The sequence below is a fragment of the Thomasclavelia sp. genome (assembly GCF_017889095.1).
Taxonomy (GTDB): Bacteria; Bacillota_I; Bacilli_A; order Erysipelotrichales; family Coprobacillaceae; genus Thomasclavelia.
The window spans coordinates 1-6,222 of record NZ_JAGHEW010000326.1 but is presented as its reverse complement, the minus strand read 5'-3'; the positions used below and the strand labels follow the sequence as shown (position 1 = coordinate 6,222).

The window sequence follows — 6,222 nt, the reverse complement described above, 5'->3', positions numbered from 1 at the left end:
ATTGCGCCACAAGAACATAATCCTGAATTAAATAATGCTTCAATAAAAACAAAAGTAATTTATAAAAATGATAGATTAGTGTTAAATTTATTAATTCCGATTAAATAAATATATTTCAATTTGTCAAAAATTTTGAATTACATTTAAGTTTAAGTAAAATAAAAGTGAATTTATGTCTTGGCATAGTTATTTCGCAATAAAAAATATGGAAAAATAGTTGATGAATTAGTTGTAGCTAGCAAATGTGAGCGAGAAATTATAGTATATGGAGCAAAAGTTATTTTATTTAATGCATCAATGTTTTTGAATAATATAATAATGAATGTAATATGTAAATTAGAGGGGGTTTATTGAAAAAATAATCACTTATCTTATTATATCTAAGCTATTTCGTTTGGAATTGAAAGTTGCTTACAATATAAAATGCTATTTAAACTACATTTATTAAATTGAGTTTTTTATAAAAAATTAATAAAAAATTGACAAAAAAAGGAGCACTTTAATTGTATTGATTTTTGTGCTCTTTTTTATTAATATTGCTAATAAACTATTTTTTCCAGTTTTTACACCGATAAATTTCTTCTGGAAATTGTAAAAGAAGTAATGGATAAACAAAGATATTCGATAAAATACTAGATTCTTTATTTATGATTAGAAATAGTATGGCTAATATACCGGATACAAAAGCTATTAGACCTAATCTTTTAAAGAGTTTTATTTTAGAAATTTCCATTTTATTTCTAAGTTCTCTATATTTGTAATTAAAAATTGGAATTCGCAAAGTAAACATTAAACTACTAAATAAATATGTTAAATAATTTGGTGCGTTATAAATAATAAGAAAATATAAAGCTAATACACCAGAAGTAACAAAAGCTATATTTAATATTCCATAACCGATTATTGTAGGGTTTAGTTTTTTATTATGTTTTTCCATTTTTATCGCCTCATAACAGTTTTTATTCTTCTATAAATACTTCTTCTCTAGTAATGTATGAGTTTTTTGCTTCGCTATATCCTTTATATAATAAATATGTAGCGATCAAAGCTAAACAACATACTACAACAATGAAACCAGATGCTGTTTTTTTAATAATATTTCTAGTATTGATTTTTTTTAATAAGTAATTTTCATCACATTCTTTTAAATATGCAATTACAACATCTTTAGGTTCTCCGAAATTTTCTATGATATCATTATATGTAGCATTTTTAGATTCATTACAAAACTCTTTGACACTAATCATATAGTCTTCGATATATTCTTTTTCCTTTTTTGATTTTAATGACATCAATGCTAAAATGTTTTTTTTATATTGCATCACATGTTTATTGACTTTATCTCCCATTTATTTATCTCCCTGATTATTATTTGAAAAAATTAAACTATCAATTAAATCGCGTTTTATTAAATATTGTTCAATTAATTCATTTAGATATAATTCACCTTCTTTTTCTAATGAGTAATAGACTCTAGTTTTATTATCAACTACTACACTTCTTGTTTTAACATAACCTGCATCAATTAATTTACGAAGTGAAGGATACAAAGTGCTCATTTTTATTGAGAAAGCATTATTAGTTTTTTCTTTTATCATTTTAGTTAATTCGTATCCATACATTTCTTTTTGTTTTAATAGATACAAAAAAATCATTATTAAATCATTACCTGATATTGTTTTTTTCATTTTACCACCTTAACGTTAAGTTACTTATATTATATCAATATATTATTAAAAAAACAATATATCTAAAACAGATATATTAAGTTTATTGATTTGCACATATATAATTAATATAATATAATTAAAATGATAGAAAGATTTTTTAAATAAAATATTAATAAAAATAGTGATTTGCTGATAGCTTTGTTATTGAAAATGGTATCATTGTAAAAGGTTGGTGAAAGATATGAAAGTTAAAAAATTTGATCGAAGTAAGAAAATAATTACGTTTTTGATTTGTTTGCAGTTGGTATCGATTGGTATAATTGTTAAACAGATTTTAGATAAGCGTGAATTAGAAACTGATTTACCACTAGCAAAACAATATTTAGAATATGCTTTTGTTGATTATCGCTTTGATGTAACAATATTTGATAAGCAGGAAAATGATATTACCGAAAAGTTTTTAGCAGAGAATTTGCGCTACTATGAAGCTAATGATTGGGATAAGATTCTTGATAATTTTAAAGAAGAGTCAGGCAGTATGAGTATTGATGATAAATGTGAACAGTAAAATTTGGATTAAAAATAACGAAAAAAGTGCTAGTATTGATACTAGCCTTTTAAATTAGACAAGATTTTGATATTTTTATTCTCTAATTCAAGTATATCATCAGCAAAATTTTCAAATTCTGCATTATGACTGGTAAAAATTAAAGTTCCACCAGATTGAATATGTTGGTTTAATAATTCTTTAACGATATTACAACTTTTATGATCTAATGCATCAAATGGTTCATCTAAAATAAGATATTTTGGTTTATCCATTAAAGCTTGAATAATTCGCATTTTTTGTTTCATTCCTAATGAATAAGTTTTATATTTTTTTGATAATGAATTTTCTAAATCTAGTTTTTTAGCTAAAGCAATAATATCTTGGGTTGTGGCAATATTGCGAATTTTAGCTAGATATAATAAATTATCTAAACCAGAAACATTTTTTAAAAATTCTGGGGCATTGATGCTAATACCAGCATTTTGAATAAAATCTTTATCTTTATGAAGAATATAATCATCAATTATGATTTCGCCACTATCTACTTTAGAGTAGCCAACTAGTAATTTAAGTAATACACTTTTTCCAGAACCATTGATTCCTTTGATCAAAGTTTTACTGCCTTCGTTAATTGTAAATGTGGTATTTATAAATAATTCGTTATTTTTGAATGATTTGTTTATGTTGGTTACAGTAATCATAAAACATCTCCTTTTTTCTTGAATATTAGTAGTCCCATCATAACTGTACCTATCATTATTAATAATGATAAAAATAACAATAATAGTTCAATAGTAGTGTCATTAGAATAAGTAATAAAATTAGTGTTAAATAATATATCGGTCAATAGTAATAAGATTATAGAAAATAATGTTATATAATGTGCTTTATTATTTTTTCCAATTAACTGATAAGTATCATGAATTGTATTAAAAATAATAAATATAGTTATAAAGCGAATTAGAAAGAGTATGATGGGTATTATTGTAATAATATTATATGTTTTATTTTCTAAGAGTATAAAAAGTAAAATACAGGTTAATATAGATATTAGTATTTTTAGATTGTTTTCTACATTTTTAATAAGTAATTTAGTATATAATTTATTTTTACCTAATCGATATAATAATAAATATAAATAAGATGTTTGTTCATTGATTGTTGAAAAATCAATTGCAATAATGATATATATTAATAGGCAATACATAATTATATATGGTATGTTAAGACTTTCTAAATTATAGCTTTGAAAAGATGAAATATTCAAAAATAATAAGTTTCCAATATCAGTAATATTAGGAGATACTATTATTGTTTTTATATTTATTAAATAACTCAAAAAAATATAAATGATCAGTATTATTTTCATATTTCAATCCTTTTTTTGTTAAGTAATAAAATACTAATTATTGCATACCCGATATAATGAAACATAGTATGAATATGCAAAGTATCTAAATTAAAGAAATAAGTAAAAATATTAAAAGCTATTATATTTTTACCTTCATAAAATAAAGTAATAGAATACATAAAAACTGTTATACCAAAAATTATTAAAAACCAGCTATAATAAAATGAACTTTTAAAAAAACTTAGGACAATGATATAAATTATTTCAAAAATAATATATAAATGAATAGGGTACATAAAATGATAATTAGAATCAAATTTTATCTGTCCCCAAAGTAGAGTAACAGTAATATTGATAATATAAATACTAAAAGATAGTAAAATGTTTAAAATACTAAACTTTTTGATAGTAAATAAATAATAGTTTGATATCTTATCAAATTTATGTACGACTAAAAAGTTTAAATCGTTCATGGTTTTGTCTATAGTTATAAAATAAATAATCAAAATTACTAAAAATAGCCAGATGTTATAGTACAGAGTAGTAATAGTAATGTCTTTGGAGTTAACCATCAAACTAAATAAAACAACAATAAACGTATATATCCAGATAAAAATAGCAATATCTTTATATTTCCACATGCTTTAGGCTCCGTTGAATGAGAAAATAACTTATAAAGACAGGAAATATTGATATTAAAGTAATTAGTATTGAATTAATATCATTTAATGAACCAACAACCATTATTGATGAAGGGTTGAGATAAAATGCGTATTCGTCAATGATATAGAATAAAGCAAAGCCGATAGCACTAAAGCCAAAATAGTACATATTGGTAGCCAAAATAATTTTTTTACGATTTGAAAAAACGATTGCCATGGCACAAGAAAATATAGAGTACACTAATGGCATTATAAAAAATGTCATAAACCCTTCACATAGATAATAAAAATAAGGATAGTTATTATAAAACTGTGCTCCCAAGATATCTTTTAGAAAATCACGAGTTACACCAGTTGTAAAATTACCATTTCCAATTATAAATATAATCAGATAGAAAATTAAATAAGCGATAAAAATACTAAGTGCAAGTGTGGTAGATTCGTTGATTATATTTTGCCAAATTTGTTTTTTATATGGTGAATTTATGCGATGATATTGTAACTTATATATCGACTTGTTTTTTTGATAAAAGTTAATTCCGGCAATCGTGGCATATAAAGGCAGTATTAGCTGAAATAGGGTAGTTCCAAAAATTATGCTAGTATCAAAATACCATGTATTATCGGTAAAAATATCTTTTATTACATAAAATATACTAACATTTTGTTTCACGTTACTTTCGGCGAGTGTATAATTCTCACGAAATTCACTGTCTGATAAATAATTAAAAATTATACTAAAAAAGCTGCTGTTTTCTAAAGCACATATCAAAAAAATAGCTAAACATGATGTCATGACTATAAAGTATAATTTATATTTTTTGATAAAGGTTAACATTTTAAATTCTCCTTTTATATTATTGAGCGATATCATATCTAATTAATGAAATATGATATCGCTTTATTTTAGTGATTTATGGTTGCCATGTTCCCTTTACTTGGGTTCTAGGATTAATTATATGTTCACGCCGAGCTTTTAGATAGTAATTATAACCATTTTTTGCAGTTGTATTAGCATATCTTACACTGTTAGAAGGGCGATCTATTAATATTGTGCCACGATCTTTGTCGTCATTATTGACACATCGAAACCACATTTTATGGGTATTACCAGCCCCTGATGAAGTCCATTTGATTCCCATCAAATACTCATTATTGCGTTTTGGATTGGCAGTACTTTCTTTTGCCCATCCAAATCCGGCAGTAATATTAAATCCTTTGTAGTCGGCGGAAACATTAACACATGAGATTGTTAGTAAAATTGCAATCAAAGCAAAATATTTAAAATAACTTTTCATTTTCTATTTTCCTTTCTAAAATTTTATAAGTACTTATATTTTCAATATATCATATAAATATATTTTAAACAAATATAATTATAATAAAAATATATTTATAAATAAAATAAAAAAGTTGGAGCTATTTCCAACTTTTTTTACGAATAATAGTAAATCCAGCTAAACCAATAACAGCAACGATTAATACAGTTGCAGCGATGTTGATCCAATTATTAGTTTTAATTAGAGTAGCTTCTTGGTTATTACCGGCTTCATAAGATAAGTCGTATTTACCATCACCATCTTTATCAACATTGACAATGGTATTGTCGCTTACTTCAGCTTTAGTATCAATGATTGTTTGTGAAGTTATTTCAATATCTTTGAATTCTCTAAAATCATCATAATTACCATCATCATCCATAAAGGCAATTGTGTAATTCATGTAACCTTGACCAGTACCATTGATTTCAATATCATAAGAATGTTCTTCTTTTAGTCGTAATATCTTGGTTTGATCACCACTTGGATTATCTTCAAAGCTTAAAACTCCAAAATCAGTTCGGGTATTTAAATCATCATTACTAGAATTTAAGGTATCACCATCATAAGAAACACTAACATCTACTGGACAAGCAATTTTAATATAGATATAGCGTTGCCCATTAATTTGATCGGCAACATCATTAAAGAAGAAAACTAGATCATCACT

The 6,222-nt window shown here is 24.3% G+C and carries 8 protein-coding genes; 1 reads left to right on the top strand and 7 read right to left on the bottom strand.

Annotated elements, in window-relative coordinates; translation table 11 throughout:
- Positions 1-547: 547 nt before the first annotated feature.
- From J7M77_RS14070 to J7M77_RS14060, 3 genes are read right to left on the bottom strand one after another with little or no spacing between them, the layout of a single operon-like run.
- Positions 548-937 carry a hypothetical protein gene (locus J7M77_RS14070; RefSeq protein WP_296879677.1) on the bottom strand — a complete coding sequence of 130 codons (390 nt, stop codon included), beginning with the start codon at positions 935-937 and terminating at the stop codon, positions 548-550.
- A 22-nt stretch (positions 938-959) separates the two neighbouring features.
- Positions 960-1,349 (bottom strand): DUF6120 family protein, encoded by a 390-nt coding sequence (locus J7M77_RS14065; protein ID WP_296879675.1) that lies wholly within the window; start codon positions 1,347-1,349, stop codon positions 960-962.
- Positions 1,350-1,688, bottom strand: coding sequence for a PadR family transcriptional regulator (locus J7M77_RS14060; protein ID WP_296879673.1), 339 nt, complete (start codon positions 1,686-1,688; stop codon positions 1,350-1,352).
- Between the two features lie 223 nt (positions 1,689-1,911).
- Between J7M77_RS14060 and J7M77_RS14055 the strand changes: the two genes are divergently transcribed.
- A complete protein-coding gene (locus J7M77_RS14055; protein ID WP_296879671.1) occupies positions 1,912-2,238 on the top strand; it encodes a hypothetical protein in 327 nt (108 codons plus the stop codon).
- A gap of 41 nt (positions 2,239-2,279) precedes the next feature.
- On the opposite strand, the gene J7M77_RS14050 is transcribed toward J7M77_RS14055, so the two are convergent.
- The 4 genes from J7M77_RS14050 to J7M77_RS14035 form a co-directional block, all read right to left on the bottom strand.
- Positions 2,280-2,921: an ABC transporter ATP-binding protein gene (locus J7M77_RS14050; protein ID WP_296879670.1), complete on the bottom strand. Its 642-nt coding sequence runs from the start codon at positions 2,919-2,921 to the stop codon at positions 2,280-2,282.
- Positions 2,922-4,198: 1,277 nt separating this feature from the next.
- Positions 4,199-5,071 (bottom strand): hypothetical protein, encoded by an 873-nt coding sequence (locus J7M77_RS14045; RefSeq protein WP_296879668.1) that lies wholly within the window; start codon positions 5,069-5,071, stop codon positions 4,199-4,201.
- Between the two features lie 76 nt (positions 5,072-5,147).
- A complete protein-coding gene (locus J7M77_RS14040; RefSeq protein ID WP_296879666.1) occupies positions 5,148-5,531 on the bottom strand; it encodes a hypothetical protein in 384 nt (127 codons plus the stop codon).
- 121 nt (positions 5,532-5,652) lie between these two features.
- A partial coding sequence (locus tag J7M77_RS14035; protein WP_296879664.1) for a hypothetical protein occupies positions 5,653-6,222 on the bottom strand: 570 nt, incomplete at its 5' end.

What these genes read in the sequence shown, in the direction of transcription:
- J7M77_RS14070 (WP_296879677.1), bottom strand. Translation starts at nt 937, where the DNA reads ATGGAAAAACATAATAAAAAACTAAACCCTACAATAATCGGTTATGGA.
- J7M77_RS14065 (WP_296879675.1), bottom strand. Translation starts at nt 1,349, where the DNA reads ATGGGAGATAAAGTCAATAAACATGTGATGCAATATAAAAAAAACATT.
- J7M77_RS14060 (WP_296879673.1), bottom strand. Translation starts at nt 1,688, where the DNA reads ATGAAAAAAACAATATCAGGTAATGATTTAATAATGATTTTTTTGTAT.
- J7M77_RS14055 (WP_296879671.1), top strand. Translation starts at nt 1,912, where the DNA reads ATGAAAGTTAAAAAATTTGATCGAAGTAAGAAAATAATTACGTTTTTG.
- J7M77_RS14050 (WP_296879670.1), bottom strand. Translation starts at nt 2,921, where the DNA reads ATGATTACTGTAACCAACATAAACAAATCATTCAAAAATAACGAATTA.
- J7M77_RS14045 (WP_296879668.1), bottom strand. Translation starts at nt 5,071, where the DNA reads ATGTTAACCTTTATCAAAAAATATAAATTATACTTTATAGTCATGACA.
- J7M77_RS14040 (WP_296879666.1), bottom strand. Translation starts at nt 5,531, where the DNA reads ATGAAAAGTTATTTTAAATATTTTGCTTTGATTGCAATTTTACTAACA.